Genomic DNA, 22695 nt, shown 5'->3' on the forward strand with positions numbered 1-22695 from the left:
CTGGTTCACCTGTGTGACATCTGGGGTTGGGCAAGGGTTGCCCTGCGCACACGCCCCGGTCGCTCCTCACTCATTGACCGCGTCGCCCAGTTGCGATCGGGCCGCGAGGCCGTAGTCCGCCGCGCTGAAGACGTCGGCCCCGGACGTCGAGAGACTCGCGCCTGCCCCGTGCAGCTGCCAGACCGCGCCGCTCCCGGAGTCCTCGTACGGAGCCGTCGCAGCGAGATCGGCCTTGCCGTCGCGGTCGAAGTCGGCGAGCCGGACCTGCGCGCCGAACTCGTCGTTCGACTCCGCGGCGCCCGGCACCCCCGCGGTGTTCTGCGAGAAGCGCTTCGCGCCGGACGTGGTCACGCCGGTGGCGGCGCCGCGCAGCACCAGGACGTCGCCGGCGCGGGTGCGGCCGTCCAGGGTCTCGTACGAGACACCTACCGCGAGCTCCGCACGGCCGTCTCCGGTGACATCGGCGATGGAGAGGTCGGCGCCGAACTGGTCGCCGGCCTCATTGTCACCCGGGATGCCTGCGGTGCCCTGGTGGTAGGTGTGGCGGGTGCGGCTGAGCCCGCCGGTGGCGTCGGCTTCCTCGACGCCGTGGAAAACCATGACGTAGCCCGCCTTGCGGCTCGGGTCCGTGACGCCGTTGCCGTTCAGGTCCGGACTCGCCAGGGCCACGGCGAGGTCGTCACAGCCGTCGCCGTTCAAGTCGCCTGCCGCCGAGGTGGTTCCGCCCGCGAGGGCCGCGCGGTCGTAGAACTCCGAGGCCTCGCCCGTCGGACCGCTGCCATAGATCACGGTCGTGCCGGGAACGGTGACGGCGAGCTCGTCCTTGCCGCCGCCCGAGAAGTTTCCTACCGCCAACGTGCCCCAGCCCACTTGGTTGTTGCTTCCGCGGGTGTCCATCGGCACCGGTACCGGAAGTGACGTACGGCTGAAAGCCCCGTCGAGCAGCCAGAGACCTGACGCGTCCGCGACCACCACCTCGGGTGCGGCGTCGCCCACAAAGTCGCCGACCGCGGTGTCGGAACCGAAGAACTGTTGGTCGTAGGCGCCCGGGTCGGCGAGGTTCGTGCCGCTGCCGAGGGGCTTGGGGCCGCCCCACAGGACGGTGACGGCACCTCGAAGGGAGAGGTCGCCGACGCTCTCGCCCTCACTGGTGACGAGCAGGTCGGCGTATCCGTCGCCGTCCAGATCGCCGCTGGAGAGCTCCGCCCCGAACAGGTCCTCCGTCTCCGCGTCGCCGGGAACACCGGCCGAGTTCTGGGTGACGTACACCCGCTTGTCCGTGAGCCCGGAGGCCGAGCCGAAGGTCACCAGAACGGCTCCGGCGCGCTTCTTGCCTCCGATGGTCTTCTCCGGCATGCCCACGGCGAGGTCCCGATAGCCGTCGCCGTTGAAGTCGTCGGTGTGTTTGGCGGGGGCCGCTACCGCCGTGGTGGCGGGCAGGGACAGGAGGCCGGTGGTTGCCAGGGATGCGGCCAGGACGAAGGTGCGTATGCGCACGGAAGCTCCGGGGGAAGGGCCGGGCCCGCACGGAGGGGTGCGGGCCCGGTGTATTGAGAGGGGGGAGAGAAGGGCGGGGTCAGTCCGCGAAGTTGGCGCCGAAGCGGGGGGTGCCCGCCGAGGAGACGCCGACCGTGGACGTGTAGACGCCCGAGGTGCCCGCGAGGGAGCCGTCCGGGAGGGAGTCCAGGACGTAGACCGCGCCGTTGGAGCCGTTCTCGCCGTAAGCGCCGACGGAGACATCGCCCCGGCCGTCCGCGTTCAGGTCGTCGATGTGGACGTCCGACCCGAAGAAGTCGTTCTTCTCGTTGGAGTTGGGGACGCCGGGGGTGTTCTGGCTGTAGAGCACGGAATCCTGCGTGGAGAGGCCGGAGCCGTCCGCCGCCCCGTAGATGACGGTGATCGAGCCCGCGTCGGAGACGCCCTCCAGGTCCTCGCCGGGGGAGCTCGCCACGAGGTCGAGGTGGCCGTCGCCGTTGATGTCGCCGAGGTCCAGCTCCGCGCCGAACGAGTCGCCGTTCTCGCTGCCGCCCGGGACACCCGCCGTGTCCTGCGTGATGGCCTGGCTGTCGCCGTACGGGCCGTTCGCGTTGCCCTTCACCACGTACACCGTGCCGCCCTTGTTGGCGCCCGCGATGCCTTCGTCCCAGGTGAGGCCGATGATGACGTCGCCGTAACCGTCGCCGTCCGTGTCACCCACGTCGGTGATGTGGCCGGCGGGCAGCCGCTGGACGCCGTTCGTGGTGACGCCGTTCGCACTGCCCGGCAGCCAGAGGTTGGCGTTGTAGTCGTCGGCGGTGGAGAAGCCGTTGACGATCAGGTCGTCCTTGCCGTCGCCGTTGACGTCCCCGGAGTGCAGGTTGAAGGGGCCCCCGTCCTCGCCGCTGTGGATGGGCGGAAGCACGGTGTAGCGGCCGCCGGTGGCGCCGCTGCGGGAGATCCCGCCGTCGAGGATGTCGATGGTGGCGGCGCCCGACGAGGAGCCGACGGCGAGGTCGTCCTTGCCGTCGCCGTCGAAGTCACCCGCCTGGAGGGGGCCGCCGAAGAGGTCGTGCTTGGTGGGCCGCGGGTCCTTGATCGTGGCGCCGCCGGACAGACCGCTCGGGGAGCCCCACAGGACCTGGACCGTGCCGCCGTCGACGTCCGAGCCGACATCCTCGCCGAGAGCGCCGACGGCGAGGTCGTCGTAGCCGTCGCCGTCGAAGTCCCCGTACGCGGTGTCGGCGCCGAAGACGTCGCCCTTCTCGGCGGTGCCGGGCACGCCCGCGCTGTTCTGGCTGTAGGTGACGTGGCGCTGCTCGGCGCCGCCGTACGTGACGACGACCTGACCCGCGCTGTCCTTGCCGCCGACGGTGGCGCCCGCGGCGGAAGTGGCGAGGTCGGCCGCGCCGTCGCCGTTGAAGTCGGCGTCGTCCGGCTGGGTGGCCGCGGCGGGCGCGGCGGGCGCGGCGGTCGCCGTGGTGGCCGTGAGAGTGAGGAGTCCGCCCGTCAGCGCGGCGGCCGTGGCCGTGGCCGCCGCGAGGCGGCCGCGTCTGGATCGGGCGAGCGGGGAAGTGCGCTTGTGCTTGGCCATTCCGTTGGTCTCCTGCTGCATGCGGGGATGTCTGGCGGACATCCGCAGTCGATGGGGTGCCGACAAGGCGTGTTTGCCGGGCCTTGGCCCTGGCGTCACGCCTTGTTGGCGAACGGGAGACTCACGGAAGGGGGCAAGGGTTGTATGGGGTACGGGTGTTGGGGGTGTTGGGGATGGTGTGGGTGGTGTGGGTGGTGTGGGTGTTGCGGCGGCGATAGGGGGGTTCGGGCGGTTCCACCCTTCCTGTCCGCCGGCGTCCCTCAGCTCCGCCCGCGTCCCTCAGCGCAGCGTCTCGCCGAAGCTCGATGCGCCGAGGCCGAAGTCCGTGCCGTTGAAGGACGCCGCGTACGACGACGTCAGGCCCGTCGTCGTGCCGCGCAGGACCCACACGGCGCCGACGTCCACCTTCGTGCCGATGTCCTCGCCGATCGCGCCGGTGGCCAGGTCCGCCTTGCCGTTCCTGTTGATGTCCTTGAGGCGTACGGACGCGCCGAAGCTGTCGCCCGCCTCGGCGACACCGGGTACGCCCGCGGTCTCCTGGTGCCAGGCCTTGCCCGAGGCGAAGGTGCCCGCGCCGGACTTCAGGAGCGTCACGCTGCCGGTGCCGTCCACCGTGCCGACCTCCTCGCCGGGCGCGCCCACCGCGAGGTCCGCGAGGCCGTCGCCCGTGACGTCACCCGCGGCCACGGACCAGCCGAAGCCGTCGTCCGCCTCGTCGGCGCCGGGGATGCCGCTGGAGGACTGGTCGTACGTCACGGGGGCGCCGAACTTGCCGTTGCCGCCGAACCGCACGGTGACCGAACCGCCCTTGGCGTCACGGGGGTTGCCGGTGACCAGGTCGGCGTAACCGTCGCCGTTGACATCGCCGGTGGCGGCGGCGTCGCGGGTGGCCGTCGGGTCGGCGCCCTCGCCGAGGATCTCGGCCTGGTAGCCGTAGTCGCCGGCGCCGCCGTTCATGTGCGCGGTCCAGGCGCCGCCGTCCGCGCGCTCCCCGTACAGGACGAGGCCGATGCCGTCCTTGCGCTTGAAGTTGCCCGAGACCATGCCGTCCAGATGGGCGCCCTCGGGGATGAAGTCGACCTCCAGGCCGAACGACTGGCCCTGCGCACCGGAGTAGTACCACCAGTTGTCGCCGCTGATCACGGCCAGCTGGGGCGCACCGTCGTCGTCGAAGTCGCTCCAGGTGGTGGCCTCGCCGAAGCGTCCTGCGGTGTCCTCGGGGGCGTTCAGGACGTGCCCGCCGGAAGTGAAGGCGTTCTTGCCGCCCTTGATGACGGTGACGGAGCCGGAGGGCTTGCCCTCGACCTGCTCGCCGGGGGCGCCGACGATCAGGTCGGCGTAGCCGTCGCCGTTCGTGTCGCCGCTGGTGACGTTCTCGCCGAACTCGTCCTCGTCCTCCATGACTCCGGGCACTCCGGCCGTGTCCTGGGTGACGGTCACGGAGCGGCCCTCGGAGAGACCGGAGGCCGAACCGAACGTCACGGTGACGGAGTTGGAGCGGGACGTCCCGACGGCCAGGTCGCGGTAACCGTCGCCGTTGTAGTCGTCCTTGAGCGTGGACGCGGCGCTCGCCGTGCCCGCGAGGGGCAGCGTCAGACCCGTGGCGGCGAGGGCCGCGACGCTCGCGGCGATGGCCAGATTACGTACGCGCACGTGGGACTCCCGGGAGTGGAGGACTGCGTGGAGGACTGCTTCCGGGGGTGTGACATGCGGGGCGTACGAATGGTTGTGCGACGGGGGAGGCCAGGCGTCCGGCGGGTGAACGCCGGACCCCTCAGCCCCCGTCCCCCAGCGCCAGGAACTCCGCGGTGGAGAAGGTCACGCGCGGCTTGCCCGAGACCAGGTTGTCCCGCACGCCCGGGTACACCCCCACCGTGTCCTCCCCGTCCCCGCGATACGTCCGCAGCACGAGATCGGCCCGCTTGTCCCCGTCGAAGTCCGCGATGGCGAGGACCTGTGTGGTCCCCTTCGCGGACGGATTGACCAGCCTCGACGCGTTCTTGTCGAGCCCCGTCGTACGTCCTCTGAAGACCCGCACCTCGCCTGCGGCGCCCCCGCTGCCGCTGCCACCGCCGCTCAGGACGAGCTCGCTCAGGCCGTCCCCGTCGAGGTCACCCGTGTCCACGGCCACGTTCCTGGCCTCCATCGTGGACCGCAGGGTGCCGGGCACGTCGTAGCGCAGGGCGACGCCGTTCGGGCCCGCGACGGCGGCGTCCGTGCCCTTGCCCCTGCCGAAGCGCCCGAACGCCGTGTCCGTGCCCGCGGGGAAGAGCACCCCGGTCTCGACGGGCCCCTTCGGGCCGCCCAGGACGAGGGCTCCGGCGGCGGCGCCGGACGCGTTCGCCGCCTTGCGGACGAGGACGTCGTCGTAGCCGTCCCGGTCGACGTCCACGGCCTTGCCGGTCACTAGGTCGTTGCCGGGCGCGGCAAGGGGCTTGCCCGCGGCGCGCGGGGCGCCGGTCCGCTTGAAGGGGCCGCGCAGGAAGGTGAGCCGGGCGCCGCTCGCGTGCAGGACGAGGTCGCTCGCGCCGTCCCCGTCGAAGTCACCGCACACCGGCTGGTCGGACCAGTCGTTGCCGATGCGGGACTGCTTGGGCACCTGCACCTTGACGGCCTTGCCCGACAGGCCCTTGGGCGAGCCGAAGAGGATCTGAAGGGGCACGGGCGGCTGGCCCTGTCCGTCGTAGGGCGGGTCGGTGGAGACAAGGAGGTCGGTGAACCCGTCCTTGTCGAGGTCGCAGGCGGCCTCGGACTCGAAGGCGGCGGGCAACTCGCCCTTTGTACGCGCACCGTTGGTCCGCGCGCTCAGCAACTGCCGCGCGCCGGGCCGCAGCCCGCTCTTCGACCCGTAGACGACACCGATGCCCGCGTCGTCGCCGTGGCCGCTGTGCACCAGGTCGTCCAGTACGAGGTCGGGTGCGCCGTCCCCGTTGAAGTCGTCGTCGGCCTTGCTGCCCTTGCCCTGGGGGACGGGCTGCTGGGGAGCGCCCTTGCCGGCCATGCTGACGGGCTTGTGCCGGGCGTCGGGCCTGGCCGCCCCGTCATCGCCGCCGCCGCACCCGGCGAGCAGCAGCGCACAGCTGACGGCGGCTGCCGTGCCCATGACACTCCGGCGCCTCGCGGCACCACCGCGTCTGCCGCCACGTATGCCATGCATCCCGGCACTCCGCATGCCCAACTCCCGACCCGACCGCCCCACCCGACAACAACCAGCACATGATGCCCCCCTTCCGCAGGACACGAAAGGCCGGTCCCGCCCTGAGGGCGGAACCGGCCTCGCGTACGCCAGGGGCCGTTACTTCACCGGCTCGGGCTCCGGCTCGTCCGCGGTCTCGGCCTCACCGGCGGGGTCCACCGGGGTCTTCACGGAGTCGAGCAGCAACTGCGCGACGTCCACGACCGTGAGCGATTCCTTGGCGGCACCGTCGTTCTTCTTGCCGTTGACGGAGTCGGTGAGCATCACCAGGCAGAACGGGCAGGCGGTGGACACGATGTCGGGGTTGAGGCTGAGCGCCTCGTCCACGCGTTCCGTGTTGATGCGCTTGCCGATCCGCTCCTCCATCCACATCCGCGCGCCACCCGCGCCGCAGCAGAAGCCGCGCTCCTTGTGGCGGTGCATCTCCTGCTGACGCAGGCCGGGGACGGCGGACATGATCTCGCGCGGCGGCGTGTAGATCTTGTTGTGCCGGCCCAGGTAGCACGGGTCGTGGTAGGTGATGAGGCCCTCGACGGGCGTCACCGGGATCAGCTTGCCCTCGTCGATGAGGTGCTGGAGCAGCTGCGTGTGGTGGATGACCTCGTAGTCGCCGCCGAGCTGCGGGTACTCGTTGCCGAGCGTGTTGAGGCAGTGCGGGCAGGTCGCGACGATCTTCTTCGCGGTCTTCGGCTTGGCCGACTCGGGCGTGACCTTGCCGTCGTCGTCGAGCTCCTCGCCGAACGCCATGTTCAGCGCCATCACGTTCTCCTGGCCGAGCTGCTGGAACAGCGGCTCGTTGCCCAGGCGGCGTGCGGAGTCGCCGGTGCACTTCTCGTCGCCGCCCATGATCGCGAACTTGACGCCCGCCATGTGGAGCAGCTCCGCGAAGGCCTTGGTGGTCTTCTTGGCGCGGTCTTCGAGGGAGCCGGCGCAGCCGACCCAGTACAGGTACTCGACCTCGGTGAGGTCCTCGATGTCCTTGCCGACGACCGGCACCTCGAAGTCGAGCTCCTTGAGCCACTCAAGACGCTGCTTCTTGGCCAGGCCCCAGGGGTTGCCCTTCTTCTCCAGGTTCTTGAGCATCGTCCCGGCCTCGGACGGGAACGCGCTCTCGATCATCACCTGGTAGCGGCGCATGTCGACGATGTGGTCGATGTGCTCGATGTCCACCGGGCACTGCTCGACGCAGGCGCCGCAGCTGGTGCAGGACCACAGGACGTCGGGGTCGATGACGCCGTTCTCCTCGGCGGTGCCGATGAGGGGGCGCTCGGCCTCCGCGATCGCGGCGGCGGGAACGTCCTTGAGCTGCTCGGCCGTGGCCTTCTCGTTGCCCTCCATGTCCTTGCCGCCGCCCGCGAGGAGGTACGGGGCCTTGGCGTGCGCGTGGTCGCGCAGCGACATGATCAGGAGCTTCGGGGAGAGCGGCTTGCCGGTGTTCCAGGCGGGGCACTGCGACTGGCAGCGGCCGCACTCGGTGCACGTACTGAAGTCGAGGAGACCCTTCCAGGAGAACTGCTCGACCTGGCTGACTCCGAAGACGGCGTCCTCGGCCGGGTCCTCCCAGTCGATCGGCTTGCCGCCGGACGTCATGGGCTGCAGCTCGCCGAGGGTCGTGGAACCGTCCGCGTCTCGCTTGAACCAGATGTTCGGGAAGGCGAGGAAACGGTGCCAGGCGACGCCCATGTTCGTGTTGAGCGCGACGGTGATCATCCAGATGAACGAGGTCGCGATCTTCACCATGGCGAAGAAGTACGTGAGGTTCTGCAGCGTGGAGAGATCCATGCCGCCGAACCACGAGACGAACGGGTACGAGATGAAGAACGACGCCTCGTAGCTGTCCACGTGGTGCTGGGCACCCTCGAGGGCGTGCAGCGTGAAGATGCAGATGCCGACGATGAGGATGACGGCCTCGACGAAGTACGCCTGGCCCTTCTTGGAGCCCGCGAACCGGGACTTGCGGCCCGGATTGTTGTCGGGCTTGCTCAGCTGCCGGATGACGATGAGCGTCAGGATGCCGACGATCGTCATCGTGCCGATGAACTCGACGAACATGTTGTACGGCGCCCACTCACCGATGATCGGCAGCATCCAGTCGGCCTTGAAGAGCTGGCCGATGGCGTTGACGATGGTGAGGAGGAGCGAGAAGAAGCCCACCGCCACGAACCAGTGCGCGACGCCGACGACGCCCCAGCGGTTCATGCGGGTGTGGCCGAGGAACTCCCTGGCCACGGTGACGGTGCGCTGCACGGGCTGATCGGTGCGGGTACCGGCGGGAACGGGCTGGCCGAGCCGCATGTACTGGTAGATCTGCACGATGGCACGGCCGAACAGCGCGACGCCGACCGCGATTAGGACCAGCGACACGATGATCGCGGCGAGTTGCATTTGGGGGCTCCTCGGGCCTGCGAGGCGAACTATTACTAAGCGGTAACTTATGCAGTCCGTCTGAGACTACCCACTTACTCAGCCGCACTGTAGCCAGCAGGGCGGTGATCTGCGTCGCTCAGGCAACCCTTGCCGCGTCGCGCCCTGTCAGGGCCTTGTTGCGCGTAAGGGCTGGATAAGAGTTGAGCCCCCTCGACTCAGCTCTGTTGACGCAAGCGCAGCGGTCATGCATTGTTGAGTCAGATCCACTCAAGAGTTACATCTGGAGGAACCGAAATGGCACGTGCGGTCGGCATCGACCTGGGCACGACTAACTCTGTCGTCAGCGTTCTTGAAGGCGGCGAGCCCACCGTCATCACCAACGCCGAGGGCGCCAGGACCACGCCGTCCGTCGTCGCCTTCGCGAAGAACGGCGAGGTGCTTGTCGGCGAGGTCGCGAAGCGCCAGGCGGTCACGAACGTCGACAGGACCATCCGCTCGGTCAAGCGCCACATGGGCACTGACTGGAAGGTGGACATCGACGACAAGGGGTTCAACCCCCAGCAGATCTCGGCGTTCATCCTGCAGAAGCTGAAGCGCGACGCGGAGTCCTACCTGGGCGAGAAGGTGGCCGACGCGGTCATCACCGTCCCGGCGTACTTCAACGACTCGGAGCGCCAGGCGACGAAGGAGGCCGGCGAGATCGCGGGCCTGAACGTCCTGCGCATCGTCAACGAGCCGACGGCCGCCGCTCTCGCGTACGGCCTCGACAAGGACGACCAGACGATCCTCGTCTTCGACCTCGGTGGCGGCACCTTCGACGTGTCCCTCCTGGAGATCGGCGACGGCGTCGTCGAGGTGAAGGCCACGAACGGCGACAACCACCTCGGTGGTGACGACTGGGACCAGCGCGTCGTCGACTACCTGGTCAAGCAGTTCAACAACGGCCACGGCGTGGACCTCTCCAAGGACAAGATGGCGCTCCAGCGCCTGCGCGAGGCGGCCGAGAAGGCCAAGATCGAGCTGTCCTCCTCCACGGAGACCACGATCAACCTGCCCTACATCACGGCGTCCGCCGAGGGCCCGCTGCACCTGGACGAGAAGCTCACGCGCGCCCAGTTCCAGCAGCTCACGTCCGACCTCCTGGAGCGCTGCAAGACGCCGTTCCACAACGTCATCAAGGACGCGGGCATCCAGCTCTCCGAGATCGACCACGTCGTTCTCGTCGGTGGCTCGACCCGTATGCCCGCCGTCGCGGAGCTCGTCAAGGAGCTGACCGGCGGCCAGGACGCCAACAAGGGCGTGAACCCGGACGAGGTCGTCGCCATCGGCGCCGCCCTGCAGGCCGGTGTCCTCAAGGGCGAGGTCAAGGACGTCCTGCTCCTCGACGTCACCCCGCTGTCCCTCGGCATCGAGACCAAGGGAGGGATCATGACCAAGCTCATCGAGCGCAACACCACGATCCCGACCAAGCGCTCGGAGATCTTCACGACGGCCGAGGACAACCAGCCGTCCGTCCAGATCCAGGTCTACCAGGGCGAGCGCGAGATCGCGGCGTACAACAAGAAGCTCGGGATGTTCGAGCTCACCGGTCTGCCGCCCGCCCCGCGCGGTGTCCCGCAGATCGAGGTCGCCTTCGACATCGACGCCAACGGCATCATGCACGTGACGGCCAAGGACCTCGGCACCGGCAAGGAGCAGAAGATGACCGTCACCGGCGGCTCCTCGCTGCCGAAGGACGAGGTCGACCGCATGCGCCAGGAGGCCGAGCAGTACGCGGACGAGGACCACAAGCGCCGCGAGGCCGCCGAGTCCCGCAACCAGGGCGAGCAGCTCGTCTACCAGACGGAGAAGTTCCTCGCGGACAACGCGGACAAGGTTCCGGGTGACGTGAAGACCGAGGTCGAGTCCGCCGTCGAAGAGCTGAAGGAAAAGCTCAAGGGCGAGGACACCGCGGAGATCCGCACGGCCACCGAGAAGGTCGCGGCCGTCTCGCAGAAGCTCGGCCAGGCCATGTACGCGGACGCGCAGGCCGCCGGCGGCGAGGGCGCTGCCCCCGGTGCCGAGGGTGGCGAGGCCCCGAACATGTCCAAGGACAAGGACGACGACGTCGTCGACGCCGAGATCGTCGACGACGAGAAGCCCGGCGACTCGAAGGGCGGCGCCGCATGACCGAGGAGACTCCGGGCTTCGGCGACAACGCCGAGCAGCCTGACGTCCCCTCCGGCGCCACCCCTGATGACGCGGCGCCGCAGGCCGCCGAGCCCTCCGTCGAGGAGGGCACGGCGGCCCCGGCCGGGGACGCAAGCAAGGCATCCGCTCAGTCGGGCCAGTCGGCTCAGTCCGGCCCGTCCGCCCAGGACGTCGGTCTGATCGCCCAGCTGGACCAGGTGCGTACGGCGCTCGGCGAGCGCACGGCGGACCTCCAGCGACTGCAGGCGGAGTATCAGAACTACCGCCGTCGTGTGGAGCGGGACAAGGTCACGGTCAAGGAGATCGCCGCGGCGAACCTCCTGTCCGAGCTCCTGCCGACCCTGGACGACGTCGGCCGCGCCCGTGAACACGGCGAGCTGGTCGGCGGCTTCAAGTCCGTCGCCGAGGCGCTGGAGACAGTCGTCGCGAAGATGGGCCTCCAGCAGTTCGGCAAGGAGGGCGAGCCCTTCGACCCGACGATCCACGAGGCCCTGATGCACTCGTACGCACCGGACGTCACCGAGACGACCTGCGTCGCGATCCTGCAGCCGGGGTATCGCATCGGCGAGCGCACCATCCGCCCCGCGCGGGTGGCCGTGGCCGAGCCGCAGCCGGGCGCGCAGACGGTCAAGGGCGACTCCGAGACCGCCGCATCCACGGACTCCGCCGACAAGGCGGAGGACAAGGAGACCGGTGGCGGCCCGGACGAGGGCTGACACATCGGAATCGTCGTGAAGCGAGAGGAGGGACGTCGGGGATGAGCACCAAGGACTTCATCGAGAAGGACTACTACAAGGTCCTCGGCGTCCCCAAGGACGCCACCGAAGCCGAGATCAAGAAGGCGTACCGGAAGCTCGCACGCGAGAACCACCCGGACGCCAACAAGGGCAACACCAAGGCGGAGGAGCGCTTCAAGGAGATCTCCGAGGCGAATGACGTCCTCGGCGACCCCAAGAAGCGCAAGGAGTACGACGAAGCGCGTGCTCTCTTCGGCAACGGCGGCTTCAGGGCCGGTCCCGGAGGCGCGGGCGGCGGCGGTTCGTTCAACTTCGACCTGGGCGACCTCTTCGGAGGCGGCGCCCCGGGCGGCGGTGGAGCGAGCGGCGCCGGCGGCGGCTTCGGGGGCGGCCTGGGTGACGTCTTCGGGGGCCTGTTCAACCGAGGCGGCACGGGCGCGGGCGGCGCGGGCACGCGTACGCAGCCCCGGCGCGGCCAGGACATCGAGTCCGAGGTCACGCTGAGTTTCACGGAGGCGGTGGACGGGGCCACGGTCCCGCTCCGGATGTCCTCCCAGGCGCCCTGCAAGGCCTGTTCCGGCACCGGCGACAAGAACGGCACACCGCGCGTGTGCCCGACCTGCGTCGGCACGGGCCAGGTCACGCGGGGCGGCGGCGGCGGTTTCTCCCTGACCGACCCCTGCGTGGACTGCAAGGGCCGTGGGCTCATCGCCCAGGACGCCTGCGAGGTCTGCAAGGGCTCCGGCCGGGCGAAGTCGTCGCGCACGATGCAGGTGCGGATTCCGGCGGGCGTCTCGGACGGCCAGCGGATCCGGCTGCGCGGAAAGGGCGGCCCCGGTGAACGGGGCGGCCCGGCGGGCGACCTGTACGTCGTCGTGCACGTCGACACCCACCCGGTCTTCGGCCGCAAGGGCGACAACCTGACGGTGACGGTGCCGGTGACGTTCGCCGAGGCGGCACTGGGCGGCGAGGTGAAGGTCCCCACCCTGGGCGGCCCGCCGGTCACCCTGAAGCTGCCTCCGGGCACCCCCAACGGTCGTACGATGCGGGCGCGGGGCAAGGGCGCGGTCCGCAAGGACGGCTCGCGGGGCGACTTGCTGGTGACGGTGGAGGTATCGGTCCCGACCGAGCTCTCCGACGCGGCGAGGGAAGCCCTGGAGACGTACCGCGAGGCGACTGCGGACGACGATCCGCGGGCAGAACTGTTCCAGGCCGCGAAGGGAGCATGAGATGGACGGCCGTCGTCGACAGTCCAATTTCGGGCGGGCGTACCAACTGACCGACGAGACGCCGGTCTACGTCATCTCGGTGGCCGCCCAGCTTTCGGGCCTCCACCCGCAGACCCTGCGGCAGTACGACCGCCTCGGTCTGGTCTCCCCGGACCGCACGGCGGGCCGTGGCCGCCGCTACTCCGCCCGCGACATCGAACTGCTGCGCACGGTGCAGCAGTTGTCGCAGGAAGAGGGCATCAACCTCGCCGGCATCAAGCGCATCATCGAGCTGGAGAACCAGGTCGCGGCGCTGCAGGCGAGAGTGGTGGAGCTGTCCAGCGCCGTGGAGGGCGCGGCTGCCGCGATGCAGCAGCGCGAGGCGGCGGTCCACGCGTCGTACCGCCGCGACCTGGTCCCGTACCAGGACGTGCAGCAGGCGAGCGCGCTGGTGGTGTGGCGTCCCAAGAGGACGACGGAGCAGTAGCCGCACCTGTTAGTCATGTGACGCGCAGGGGCCGGGAGGCAGGACCTCCCGGCCCCTGCGCGCTGTTCTACCGTCCGTACCGGGGGAGTTGAGCTGACGATGGCCATGGTGGGCCTGTTCTGGATCGCCGAGGGCGATGTGTACGTGGGAGCGAAGCCGTCGGGCCTCGCGGCGGGGGTGCGGCTGACGCCGGAGGGCGTGGTGGCGCTGGGCGACAAGCAGTCGGGACTGTGGCTCTGGGAGGACGTCCACGCCTTGGCGGCGCGGGACGTCCCCGTGACGTCCATGAAGCGCCGGGTGGGCGTTCTGGTGGACATGGCACTGACCCTCGGCCTGGGAGGGGAGGACGAGGCCCCGACGATGACGCTGCGGATCACGGGCGAGGAAGACGAAACGGACCTGACGGTCTACACGGCGGCGGCATCGGGCTACTCACAGACGGAACACGACCTGTCCCAGTCACTCCTGACCCACATGACGCAGGGCGAGGCGACCCTGCGGACCACGCTGGCGGCGATGGCGGAGTGGGGTAGACGCCACGAGGGCGGCACCCCACGGCTCGCGGAGCGCGAGGGGCTGCTGCGGGCTTGGACGGGGTCCTGAAGGGCTGAGGGCGTCACTTCTGCGGGTCGAGGATGCCTGAACGGCCTATGAGGTAGCCGAGTTGCGCCCGGCTCTCGCTTCCGAGGAGGGCGGCGAGCTTTGCGATGTGAAGGCGCGTGGTGCGCACGTTCATGCCGAGACGCGCCGAGATCTCGGCGTCGGTCAGCCCCTCGGTGAGGAAGGCGGCGATGGCCCTCTGCCGGGCGGTGATGCCGTTCTCCGCGGGCTCCGGGGCCGCCTGGGGCCACATGGGGGTGGCCAGGCGCCAGAGGCGGTCGAAGGTCGTGGCGAGGTAGTCGACCACGGCGGGGTGGCGCAGTTCCAGGGCGAGACTGCGGTCTTTGCTCGCGGGAATGAACGCCACGGTCCGGTCGAAGACGAAGAGCCGCTCGGTGACCTCGTCGAGGGTGCGTACCTCGACGTCCCCTTCGAGCTGTTCGAAATGGGCGAGCGCCGGCAGCGAGTGACGCGTCGTGTGCTGGTAGAGCGTCCGCATCCGGCAGCCCCGGCTGAGCAGGGCCTGCTCGCGCGGCAGGATGGCCTCCAGCACTTCGGGAGGGCGGCCTCCGCCGGGCTGGACGGTGAGCACTTCCCGGGTGGCCGCTTCCACGGCCCGGCCGACGGCTTCGTCGATCCGGGGGATTCCCCGCAGCTCCGTGATGATGGGCGCGCTCGTCGGGAGGACCGCGCCTTCCGCCATCACTCTCAGTGCTCCTTTTCCAGGATTCCGGACTGGGCGATCAGATAGCCGAGCTGGGCCCGGCTGCCGCTGCCCAGGGCGGCGGCGATCTTGGCGATGTGGGCGCGGCACGTGCGGACGTTCATGCCGAGGCGCCGGGCGATCGCCTCGTCGACGTGCCCCTCGATGAGCATTCTGGCGATGGTGCGCTGAACGCCGGTGATGCCGTTGGTGGGCGGCGCGTAGGGCACGTCGTCGACCAGGGGAGTGGCCCGGTCCCAGAGTTGCTCGAAGACCTTGGCGAGGTACTCGATCAGGCCGGGGTGACGCAGCTCCAGGGCCGCGTCCTGACGGGTGTGCGCGGGGATCAGGGCGACGGTGCGGTCGAAGATCATGAGCCGGTCGACCAGCTCCTCCAGCGTCCGTACCTCGACGTTTCCCTGGGCCATCCGCGCCGCGTAGGCCAGCGTTCCCTGGCTGTGCCTGACGGTGTGCTGGTAGAGGGTGCGCATGGTGATGCCGCGGTCGATGACGGTCTGCCCGCGCTTCATCGCCAGATTGAGCACGTTCTCGCTGCGTCCGCCGCCCGGCTGGATCGTGAGGATCTCCGAACGGCACTCGGCTGTGGCCCTCTCGATGGCCGCGCCGATGCGGGTGTCGCCTTCCAGCACGGTGAACCCCTGGGTGGTGGGTTCCATCCGCGAGGTGATCGCCATGAATGGCTCGAAGGCATCGGTTAGTTCAACGGCGATCCTTCGCCGTTCCTGAATTTCGCGCTCGATGGGGTGGAGGCGCTGGGCGAGCGCGGCGGACGGCGGGACGGGACGCAGCCAGTCCGCGTCGTCGGGGTCCGGGTGCACGAGCCCGGATTCCACTAGGCAGGGAACCTTCTCGGCCTCGGCCCGCGTCAGTCGACCCGTACGCAGAGCAGTGGCATACAGCTCCGAACCCTCGGCGCAAAGGGGGGTTGCGGGGTGAGGATGTGTCGGTATTGCGCCTGTTGTAAGCAAATCTCCACCCCCCAGGGTCCTGAACGTGCAGGAACATGATGCATCCACCCTGTGGCTTTGACGTGCTGAATTGAGACATCGTCTTGTTGAGCCGGGGGAGAGGAACCTACCAAGTGAGGACGAAGCCGACCATGTTTAAGCGCATGCTTCGCTCGGTGCTTGTCGCCACCTTCTCCGCAGGGCTGGCCCTGGGCGCGGTGAGTACGTGTGATCTCGTCTGGGGGTCCGCGCCCGCGAAGGCGACTTCCGTTTCGGCCTTGCCCGGGGATCTCGTCTGGGGCGTGGCGCCGGCAGGGGGCGGAGCATGAGCACCCCTCCCGACGACCGCACCTTCCGCCGAGAAATGGCCACTGCCTACCGATCCGGCTGGCACTTCATCGATCTCGCCACCGCGATACCCCACGCCGGCGACTCCTTGATGGTCACGCTTCTCGGTGAGCCCGTGGTCGTCACCCGGGACGACGAGGAGGAGATCCGGGCCTACCGGTGCCTCCGCAAGCCGCGTGGAGCCCCCCAGCCCGTGCGGTGCGCCATCCGGTACGGGATGGTCTTCGTCAATCTTGACCGGCGCGATCACCAGCTGGTCGGTGAGCCGGGGCAGCCGGGCGGCCGGCAGCAGCAGGACCAGCAGAGCCCCACCACTACAAGAGCCATCACAGCCACCCCCCGCAGCGCCTGACGCGATCCCCCGTCGTTGTACATCGCGCAGGTGCTTCCCCCAGCAGCGGCGCCACCGTGGACCTGAACACGGTGGCGCCGCTGTGGTGTGTGCGGGGAGTTCCGGGGGCGGGGTTCAGGGGGTTCAGGGGGTGAGCAGGGCCTTCTGGCCCATCGCCCGCGTCAGCGTGATCTCGATGACGGCCCGGCGCGGATTCGGCCGCGGCGGATGCCCGTACCGCTCCTCGTAGCGACGCTCGCCCTCCGCGATCTCCGCCGCCTCCACGCGCACGCGCGCGTGCCCCTCCAGCGTCGCCCAGCGCCGCCCGTCGACCTGGCAGACCGCCACCCGCGCCCCTGCCCCGTCCGGGCCCTCCGCCGCCAGGATGTGGCGGACCTTCGCGCTCGTCCTGCTCGCGAGCACGCGGGCCACCCCCGCCTCCGGGTCGTACGTCACGCCGACCGGCACCACGTGCGGCGTGCCGTCGGGGCGTGGCGTCGTCAGCGTGCAGAGATGCCGTTCACGCCAGAAGCTGAGGTAGGCGGGGGTCGGGTGATGTGGGTCCATGGCCATGTACGGGAACCTAACCGCTCGGACGCCCAGCTCCTCCGTCGACCTCCCTCGACTCCCCTTGAGTGGAATAGACTCAACTTTATGTACGCTGTTTAAGTCAGGTGGGACGGGAGACCCGCCGGACATACGGATCGCAAGGAGGAGACGACACCCGTGGACGCCGAGCTGACCAACAGGAGCCGGGACGCGATCAACGCGGCCAGCAGCCTGGCCGTGAAGGACGGGCATCCCGACCTGACCCCCGCGCATCTGCTGCTCGCGCTGCTGGAGGGGCAGGACAACGAGAACATCACCGACCTGCTCGCCGCGGTCGAGGCCGACCAGGCCGCCGTCCGTGCCGACGCCGAACGGGCGCTGAGCGGCCTGCCCAGCGTCACGGGTTCCACCGTCGCGCCGCCGCAGCCCAACCGCGACCTGCTCGCGGTCATCGCCGACGCCTCACAGCGGGCCAAGGAGCTGGGCGATGATTACCTCTCCACCGAACATCTGCTGATCGGCATCGCCGCCAAGGGCGGCCCCGCCGCCGAGGTCCTGGGCAAGCACGGGGCCACCGCCAAGAAACTGCTCGACGCGTTCGAGAAGGCAAGGGGAGGACGTCGGGTGACCACACCGGACCCGGAGGGTCAGTACAAGGCCCTGGAGAAGTTCGGCACCGACTTCACCGCTGCCGCCAGGGAAGGCAAGCTCGACCCCGTCATCGGGCGGGATCAGGAGATCCGGCGCGTCGTGCAGGTCCTGTCCCGGCGCACGAAGAACAACCCCGTCCTCATCGGCGAACCCGGCGTCGGCAAGACCGCCGTCGTCGAGGGGCTCGCGCAGCGCATCGTGAAGGGCGACGTCCCCGAGTCGCTGAAGAACAAGCGCCTCGTCTCCCTCGACCTGGGCGCCATGGTCGCGGGTGCGAAGTACCGCGGTGAGTTCGAGGAGCGCCTCAAGACCGTCCTCTCCGAGATCAAGGAGAGCGACGGGCAGATCATCACCTTCATCGACGAGCTGCACACCGTCGTAGGGGCCGGTGCGGGCGGCGACTCCGCCATGGACGCCGGCAACATGCTCAAGCCCATGCTCGCCCGCGGCGAGCTGCGGATGGTCGGCGCCACCACCCTCGACGAGTACCGCGAGCGGATCGAGAAGGACCCCGCCCTGGAGCGCCGCTTCCAGCAGGTGCTCGTCGACGAGCCCACCGTCGAGGACTCCATCGCGATCCTCCGCGGGCTCAAGGGGCGCTACGAGGCCCATCACAAGGTTCAGATCGCCGACAGCGCCCTCGTCGCCGCCGCCGCGCTCTCCGACCGGTACATCACCTCGCGCTTCCTGCCCGACAAGGCCATCGACCTCGTCGACGAGGCGGCCTCCCGGCTGCGCATGGAGATCGACTCCTCCCCCCTGGAGATCGACGAACTCCAGCGCTCCGTCGACCGCCTGAAGATGGAGGAGCTCGCGCTCAGCAAGGAGACCGACCCCGCGAGCAAGGAGCGCCTCGAAAGGCTGCGGCGCGACCTCGCCGACAAGGAGGAGGAGCTGCGCGGGCTCAACGCGCGCTGGGACAAGGAGAAGCAGTCCCTCAACCGCGTCGGTGAGCTGAAGGAGAAGCTCGACGAGCTGCGCGGCCAGGCCGAACGCGCCCAGCGCGACGGCGACTTCGACACCGCGAGCAAGCTGCTCTACGGCGAGATCCCCACCCTCGAACACGACCTGGAGGTCGCCTCCGAGGCCGAGGAGGAGGTCTCCAAGGACACCATGGTCAAGGAGGAGGTCGGCCCCGACGACATCGCCGACGTCGTCGGCGCCTGGACGGGTATCCCCGCCGGGCGGCTCCTCGAGGGCGAGACGCAGAAGCTGCTCCGCATGGAGGACGAGCTCGGCAAGCGGCTCATCGGCCAGACCGAGGCCGTGCGCGCGGTGTCCGACGCCGTGCGCCGCACGCGGGCCGGGATCGCCGACCCCGACCGCCCCACCGGCTCCTTCCTCTTCCTCGGCCCGACCGGCGTCGGCAAGACCGAGCTGGCGAAGGCCCTCGCGGACTTCCTCTTCGACGACGAGCGCGCCATGGTCCGCATCGACATGAGCGAGTACGGCGAGAAGCACAGCGTGGCCCGCCTTGTCGGCGCCCCGCCCGGGTACGTCGGCTACGAGGAGGGCGGCCAGCTCACAGAGGCGGTGCGGCGGCGCCCGTACAGCGTGGTGCTGCTCGACGAGGTGGAGAAGGCGCACCCGGAGGTCTTCGACGTCCTGCTCCAGGTGCTCGACGACGGCCGCCTCACCGACGGACAAGGCCGGACGGTGGACTTCCGCAACACCATCCTCGTCCTGACCTCGAACCTCGGCAGCCAGTATCTGGTCGAGCCGACGACCTCGCCCGAGGAGAAGAAGCAGCAGGTCCTGGACGTCGTACGGTCCTCTTTCAAGCCGGAGTTCCTGAACCGGCTCGACGACCTCGTGGTGTTCTCCGCGCTCGACAAGGACGAGCTCGCGCACATCGCCAAGCTGCAGATCGACCGCCTCGCGAAGAGGCTCGCCGAGCGGCGACTCACGCTGGACGTCTCCCCGGAGGCGCTGGCGTGGCTGGCGGACGAGGGCAACGACCCGGCGTACGGCGCGCGGCCGCTGCGGCGTCTCATCCAGACGTCCATCGGTGACCGGCTCGCCAAGGAGATCCTCTCGGGCGAGGTGAAGGACGGGGACACCGTCCGCGTGGACACCTTCGAGGACGGTCTGATCGTCGGTCCCGCGGCACGCGGGACGACATAACCCGGACACATCTGGGGCGGGGGTTGCGGGCCCCCGCCCGACATGGGGCAGGATGGCGGAATCCGTACGAAGGGACTAAGCACGTGAGCATCGACCCGTCCTCGATTCCGAATTTCGGGGGACAGCCCGAACCGCAGCAGGGCGATGGACCGGCGGGCCCCGTTGTCCCCGACCAGGACCTGGTCAAGCAGCTCCTGGACCAGATGGAGCTCAAGCACGTCGTCGACGAAGAGGGAGACCTCGCGGCGCCGTGGGAGGAGTTCCGCACGTACTTCATGTTCCGCGGCGAGGACGACCAGCAGGTCTTCTCGGTGCGGACGTTCTACGACCGTGCGCACGGCATCGAGGAGAAGGCCCAGATCCTCGAGGCCATCGACGACTGGAACCGCCGCACCCTGTGGCCGAAGGTCTACACGCACACCCACGACGACGGCACCGTCCGCCTCATCGGCGAGGCGCAGATGCTGATCGGCACGGGCGTCGCGCTCGAGCACTTCGTGTCGTCCACGGTCAGCTGGGTGCGCGCCGCGATCGAGTTCGACCGCTGGCTGGTCGAGCAGCTCGGCCTGGAGGCCGAGGTCGACGGCACCGAGGGTGAAGAGAAGCCCGGCGACGACCAGGCCTGAGCCACGCCACGACGAGAGCCCGGCAGGACGCCCACCACTGGGTGTCCCGGCCGGGCTCTCGTCGTACCCGGGGCTAGAGCGTCTTGAGCCGCGAGACCGCCTCGGCGAGGACGTCGTCCTTCTTGCAGAACGCGAAGCGTACGAACGGGGCGCCCGCCTCGCGGTGGTCGTAGAAGACCGCGTTCGGGATGGCGACCACGCCGACGCGTTCGGGCAGGGCCCGGCAGAAGGCGAAGCCGTCGGACTCTCCCAGGCGGCGGATGTCGGTCGTGACGAAGTACGTGCCCGCCGGGCGGTAGACGTCGAAGCCCGCGGCCGTCAGGCCCTCGCTCAGCAGGTCCCGCTTGGCGCGCATGCCTTCGGCGAAGGACGTGAAGTACGAGTCCGGCAGGGCCAGCGCCTCCGCGATCGCGTACTGGAACGGGCCCGCCGACACATAGGTGAGGAACTGCTTCGCCGAGCGGACCGCCGTCACGAGCTCCGGTGACGAAGTGATCCAGCCGACCTTCCAGCCGGTGTACGAGAACGTCTTGCCGGCCGAGCCGATCGAGACCGTCCGCTCGCGCATGCCGGGGAAGGAGGCGAGGGGAATGTGCTCCGTGCCCTCGCCGTCGTCGAAGACCAGGTGCTCGTACACCTCGTCCGTGACCACGAGCAGGTCGCGCTCGACCGCGAGCCGCGCGATCTCGGCGAGCTCCGAGCGGGTCAGGACCGTGCCGGTCGGGTTGTGCGGGGTGTTCAGGAGCAGCAGCCGGGTGTGGGGCGTGATCGCGTCCCGCAGCTCGTCCAGGTCGAGGCGGAAGCGGCCCTCGGCGGCGTCCGGGCGCAGCGTCACGGGGACCCGCTTGCCGCCGGCCAGGGCGATCGACGCGGCGTACGAGTCGTAGTACGGCTCCAGGGCGATGACCTCGTCACCGGGCTCGACCAGGGCGAGCAGGGACGCGGCGATCGCCTCGGTGGCGCCCGCCGTGACCAGGACCTCGCGGTCGGGGTCGTACGCGAGGCCGTACCTGCGCTGCTGGTGCGCGACGATCGCCGCGCGGAGCTCGGGGACGCCGGGGCCCGGTGGGTACTGGTTGCCGCGGCCGTCGCGCAGGGCGCGCACCGCGGCCTCGCGGATCTCCTCGGGGCCGTCCGTGTCGGGGAAACCCTGGCCGAGGTTGATGGCCCCCGTCTTCACCGCCAGCGCGGACATCTCGGCGAAGATCGTCGTGCCGAATTCGGCGAGGCGGCGGTTGAGCAGCGGGCGCCCGCTCCCGGATGTGGAGGTCATGACCGCCATCCTGCGCCGAACCTCTGGATTCGCTCAACTCTGCTTTGGGCCGGGTTACGCGAGGGCATTCCCCTTTCACACGAGAACAACATGCACGAGCAGTACAGAAAAGGCGGACCCACGGGGGGCCTGCTTCGGGGGAACGAAAGGGGCGTGAAGGTCATGGTCTTGGTCTTCGTGTTGGTCGCGGTGGTCCTGGTCCTCGCACTCGCGGTGTACGCAAGGCGCGGGAGCGCAAGGGGTTCGCACCACGGGGCGGCCGGTGCCGGCGGTGCCGGCACCGCCGGTGGCGGTTGGTGGGCCGGCGGCGGTGACAGCGGCGGCAGTTCCTGCGGTGGCGGTTCGTCCTGCGGCAGCAGCTCTTCGTGCGGCGGCGGCGGTGGCGGTTGTGGCGGTGGCGGAGGCAGCTGACACGGGGCAGCTGGTCCGTCCATCTGTTGAAGTGCCCGGCAGGAGACAACTCCTGCCGGGCACTTCGTCGTTGACCCATTGAACAGTTGAACTGTGCAGCCCCCGCGGGGGTGGAAACCCTCCGAAGTTGGGTAAAAGCGCTGTGGCAGGGCAGCAGTCCATGATTCCCTCTTAACCGTCAGCACCGCCCTCGAACGGACGACTTGGACACCAGGGACGTTCTCGTGGGCACGAGCCGGCATACCGACCACCCGTTCTCCGACCGGGTGCGCCGGCACCCCCTCCATTGCGTGTTAGCGGAGCCGACCCATGCTCACGACCCTGAAGACTGTCTATACCGACACGTGCGCCACGGACCTCGCCTGGACCCTTGGGCGTGAGCCGCTGCCCGCACTGGCCACACTCGAACTGGAGCTCGCCGACGCGAGAATGGAGCTGAGACTCCTCGGGGCCTCGCACCAGGTGCTCCTCGAAGAGGAACAGGGCACCTGTTCCGAGACCGTCGCCTGCATCCCCGGCAGCAGTACGCCGCTCCCGCTCGGTGTCTCCAAGCGCCTCGGCGCGTGGGAGTACGAATTCGCGGCGCGCGTCGAGACCCTCTCGCGCGGCCAGTTCGCGGGCCGCGCACAGGAGTTACTCGCTCTGGTGGCCGAGCACCCGCACGGCCTCGCCGGGGTCTTCCCCGGCAGTCCGCACGCGTTCACGGCCATGCTGGCGCAGCGGCACGAAGGCGCGGTGCAATGGCGCACCTGGCACGCCTACCCGCAGGACGGGCAACTCGTGGCGACCCGCACCCGCGTGGGTGTGCGCATGCCGGCCGTGCTCTGACGGTCGCGCCCCATATACACCTCTGACG

17 protein-coding genes and 1 pseudogene are annotated in these 22695 nt (G+C 69.7%); 9 read left to right on the forward strand and 9 right to left on the reverse strand.

The features are described from left to right. Positions 1-66 precede the first annotated feature (66 nt). The 5 genes from AB0I66_RS26540 to AB0I66_RS26560 all read right to left on the reverse strand — a co-directional run bounded on the left by AB0I66_RS26540 (position 67) and on the right by AB0I66_RS26560 (position 8651). Positions 67-1497 carry an integrin-like protein gene (locus AB0I66_RS26540; protein ID WP_363210440.1) on the reverse strand — a complete coding sequence of 477 codons (1431 nt, stop codon included), beginning with the start codon at positions 1495-1497 and terminating at the stop codon, positions 67-69. A gap of 79 nt (positions 1498-1576) precedes the next feature. After that, positions 1577-3070, reverse strand: coding sequence for an FG-GAP repeat protein (locus AB0I66_RS26545; RefSeq protein WP_363210674.1), 1494 nt, complete (start codon positions 3068-3070; stop codon positions 1577-1579). A gap of 279 nt (positions 3071-3349) precedes the next feature. Beyond that, a complete protein-coding gene (locus tag AB0I66_RS26550; protein WP_363210441.1) occupies positions 3350-4723 on the reverse strand; it encodes an FG-GAP repeat protein in 1374 nt (457 codons plus the stop codon). 121 nt (positions 4724-4844) lie between these two features. Beyond that, positions 4845-6173: a VCBS repeat-containing protein gene (locus tag AB0I66_RS26555; protein ID WP_363210442.1), complete on the reverse strand. Its 1329-nt coding sequence runs from the start codon at positions 6171-6173 to the stop codon at positions 4845-4847. A 192-nt stretch (positions 6174-6365) separates the two neighbouring features. Beyond that, positions 6366-8651, reverse strand: coding sequence for a (Fe-S)-binding protein (locus AB0I66_RS26560; protein ID WP_363210443.1), 2286 nt, complete (start codon positions 8649-8651; stop codon positions 6366-6368). 276 nt (positions 8652-8927) lie between these two features. Between AB0I66_RS26560 and dnaK the strand changes: the two genes are divergently transcribed. From dnaK to AB0I66_RS26585, 5 genes are all read left to right on the forward strand, one after another. Further along, positions 8928-10802, forward strand: coding sequence for a molecular chaperone DnaK (gene dnaK, locus AB0I66_RS26565; protein WP_363210444.1), 1875 nt, complete (start codon positions 8928-8930; stop codon positions 10800-10802). Beyond that, positions 10799-11539 carry a nucleotide exchange factor GrpE gene (gene grpE, locus AB0I66_RS26570; protein WP_363210445.1) on the forward strand — a complete coding sequence of 247 codons (741 nt, stop codon included), beginning with the start codon at positions 10799-10801 and terminating at the stop codon, positions 11537-11539. The genes dnaK and grpE overlap by 4 nt, the downstream gene beginning before the upstream one ends. 41 nt (positions 11540-11580) lie before the next feature. Next, the gene (dnaJ, locus tag AB0I66_RS26575; RefSeq protein ID WP_363210446.1) at positions 11581-12789 is read left to right on the forward strand and encodes a molecular chaperone DnaJ; all 1209 of its coding nucleotides are present in this window, start codon (positions 11581-11583) and stop codon (positions 12787-12789) included. A 1-nt stretch (position 12790) separates the two neighbouring features. Further along, positions 12791-13255: a helix-turn-helix domain-containing protein gene (locus AB0I66_RS26580; RefSeq protein ID WP_363210447.1), complete on the forward strand. Its 465-nt coding sequence runs from the start codon at positions 12791-12793 to the stop codon at positions 13253-13255. A 99-nt stretch (positions 13256-13354) separates the two neighbouring features. Further along, a complete protein-coding gene (locus AB0I66_RS26585; RefSeq protein ID WP_363210448.1) occupies positions 13355-13858 on the forward strand; it encodes a hypothetical protein in 504 nt (167 codons plus the stop codon). Positions 13859-13871: 13 nt separating this feature from the next. Here AB0I66_RS26585 and AB0I66_RS26590 read toward each other — a convergent pair. Further along, positions 13872-14495, reverse strand: a pseudogene (locus AB0I66_RS26590) (helix-turn-helix transcriptional regulator); the annotation flags it as partial. A gap of 68 nt (positions 14496-14563) precedes the next feature. Beyond that, positions 14564-15547: a helix-turn-helix transcriptional regulator gene (locus AB0I66_RS26595; RefSeq protein ID WP_363210449.1), complete on the reverse strand. Its 984-nt coding sequence runs from the start codon at positions 15545-15547 to the stop codon at positions 14564-14566. 304 nt (positions 15548-15851) lie between these two features. Between AB0I66_RS26595 and AB0I66_RS26600 the strand changes: the two genes are divergently transcribed. Beyond that, positions 15852-16226: a hypothetical protein gene (locus AB0I66_RS26600; protein ID WP_363210450.1), complete on the forward strand. Its 375-nt coding sequence runs from the start codon at positions 15852-15854 to the stop codon at positions 16224-16226. 123 nt (positions 16227-16349) lie between these two features. On the opposite strand, the gene AB0I66_RS26605 is transcribed toward AB0I66_RS26600, so the two are convergent. Continuing rightward, positions 16350-16778 carry a pyridoxamine 5'-phosphate oxidase family protein gene (locus AB0I66_RS26605; RefSeq protein ID WP_363210451.1) on the reverse strand — a complete coding sequence of 143 codons (429 nt, stop codon included), beginning with the start codon at positions 16776-16778 and terminating at the stop codon, positions 16350-16352. Positions 16779-16931: 153 nt separating this feature from the next. Between AB0I66_RS26605 and clpB the strand changes: the two genes are divergently transcribed. After that, the gene (gene clpB / locus AB0I66_RS26610; RefSeq protein ID WP_363210452.1) at positions 16932-19529 is read left to right on the forward strand and encodes an ATP-dependent chaperone ClpB; all 2598 of its coding nucleotides are present in this window, start codon (positions 16932-16934) and stop codon (positions 19527-19529) included. Between the two features lie 83 nt (positions 19530-19612). Continuing rightward, entirely contained in the window at positions 19613-20155 is a 543-nt protein-coding gene (locus tag AB0I66_RS26615) for a YbjN domain-containing protein (RefSeq protein ID WP_363210453.1), read from the forward strand. 73 nt (positions 20156-20228) lie between these two features. Here AB0I66_RS26615 and AB0I66_RS26620 read toward each other — a convergent pair whose 3' ends face one another. Then, entirely contained in the window at positions 20229-21428 is a 1200-nt protein-coding gene (locus tag AB0I66_RS26620) for a pyridoxal phosphate-dependent aminotransferase (RefSeq protein WP_363210454.1), read from the reverse strand. Positions 21429-22148: 720 nt separating this feature from the next. Between AB0I66_RS26620 and AB0I66_RS26625 the strand changes: the two genes are divergently transcribed. Then, positions 22149-22667, forward strand: coding sequence for a DUF2617 family protein (locus AB0I66_RS26625; protein ID WP_363210455.1), 519 nt, complete (start codon positions 22149-22151; stop codon positions 22665-22667). Positions 22668-22695: the final 28 nt, after the last annotated feature.

The organism is Streptomyces sp. NPDC050439, from assembly GCF_040655335.1.
Classification (GTDB): domain Bacteria; phylum Actinomycetota; class Actinomycetes; order Streptomycetales; family Streptomycetaceae; genus Streptomyces.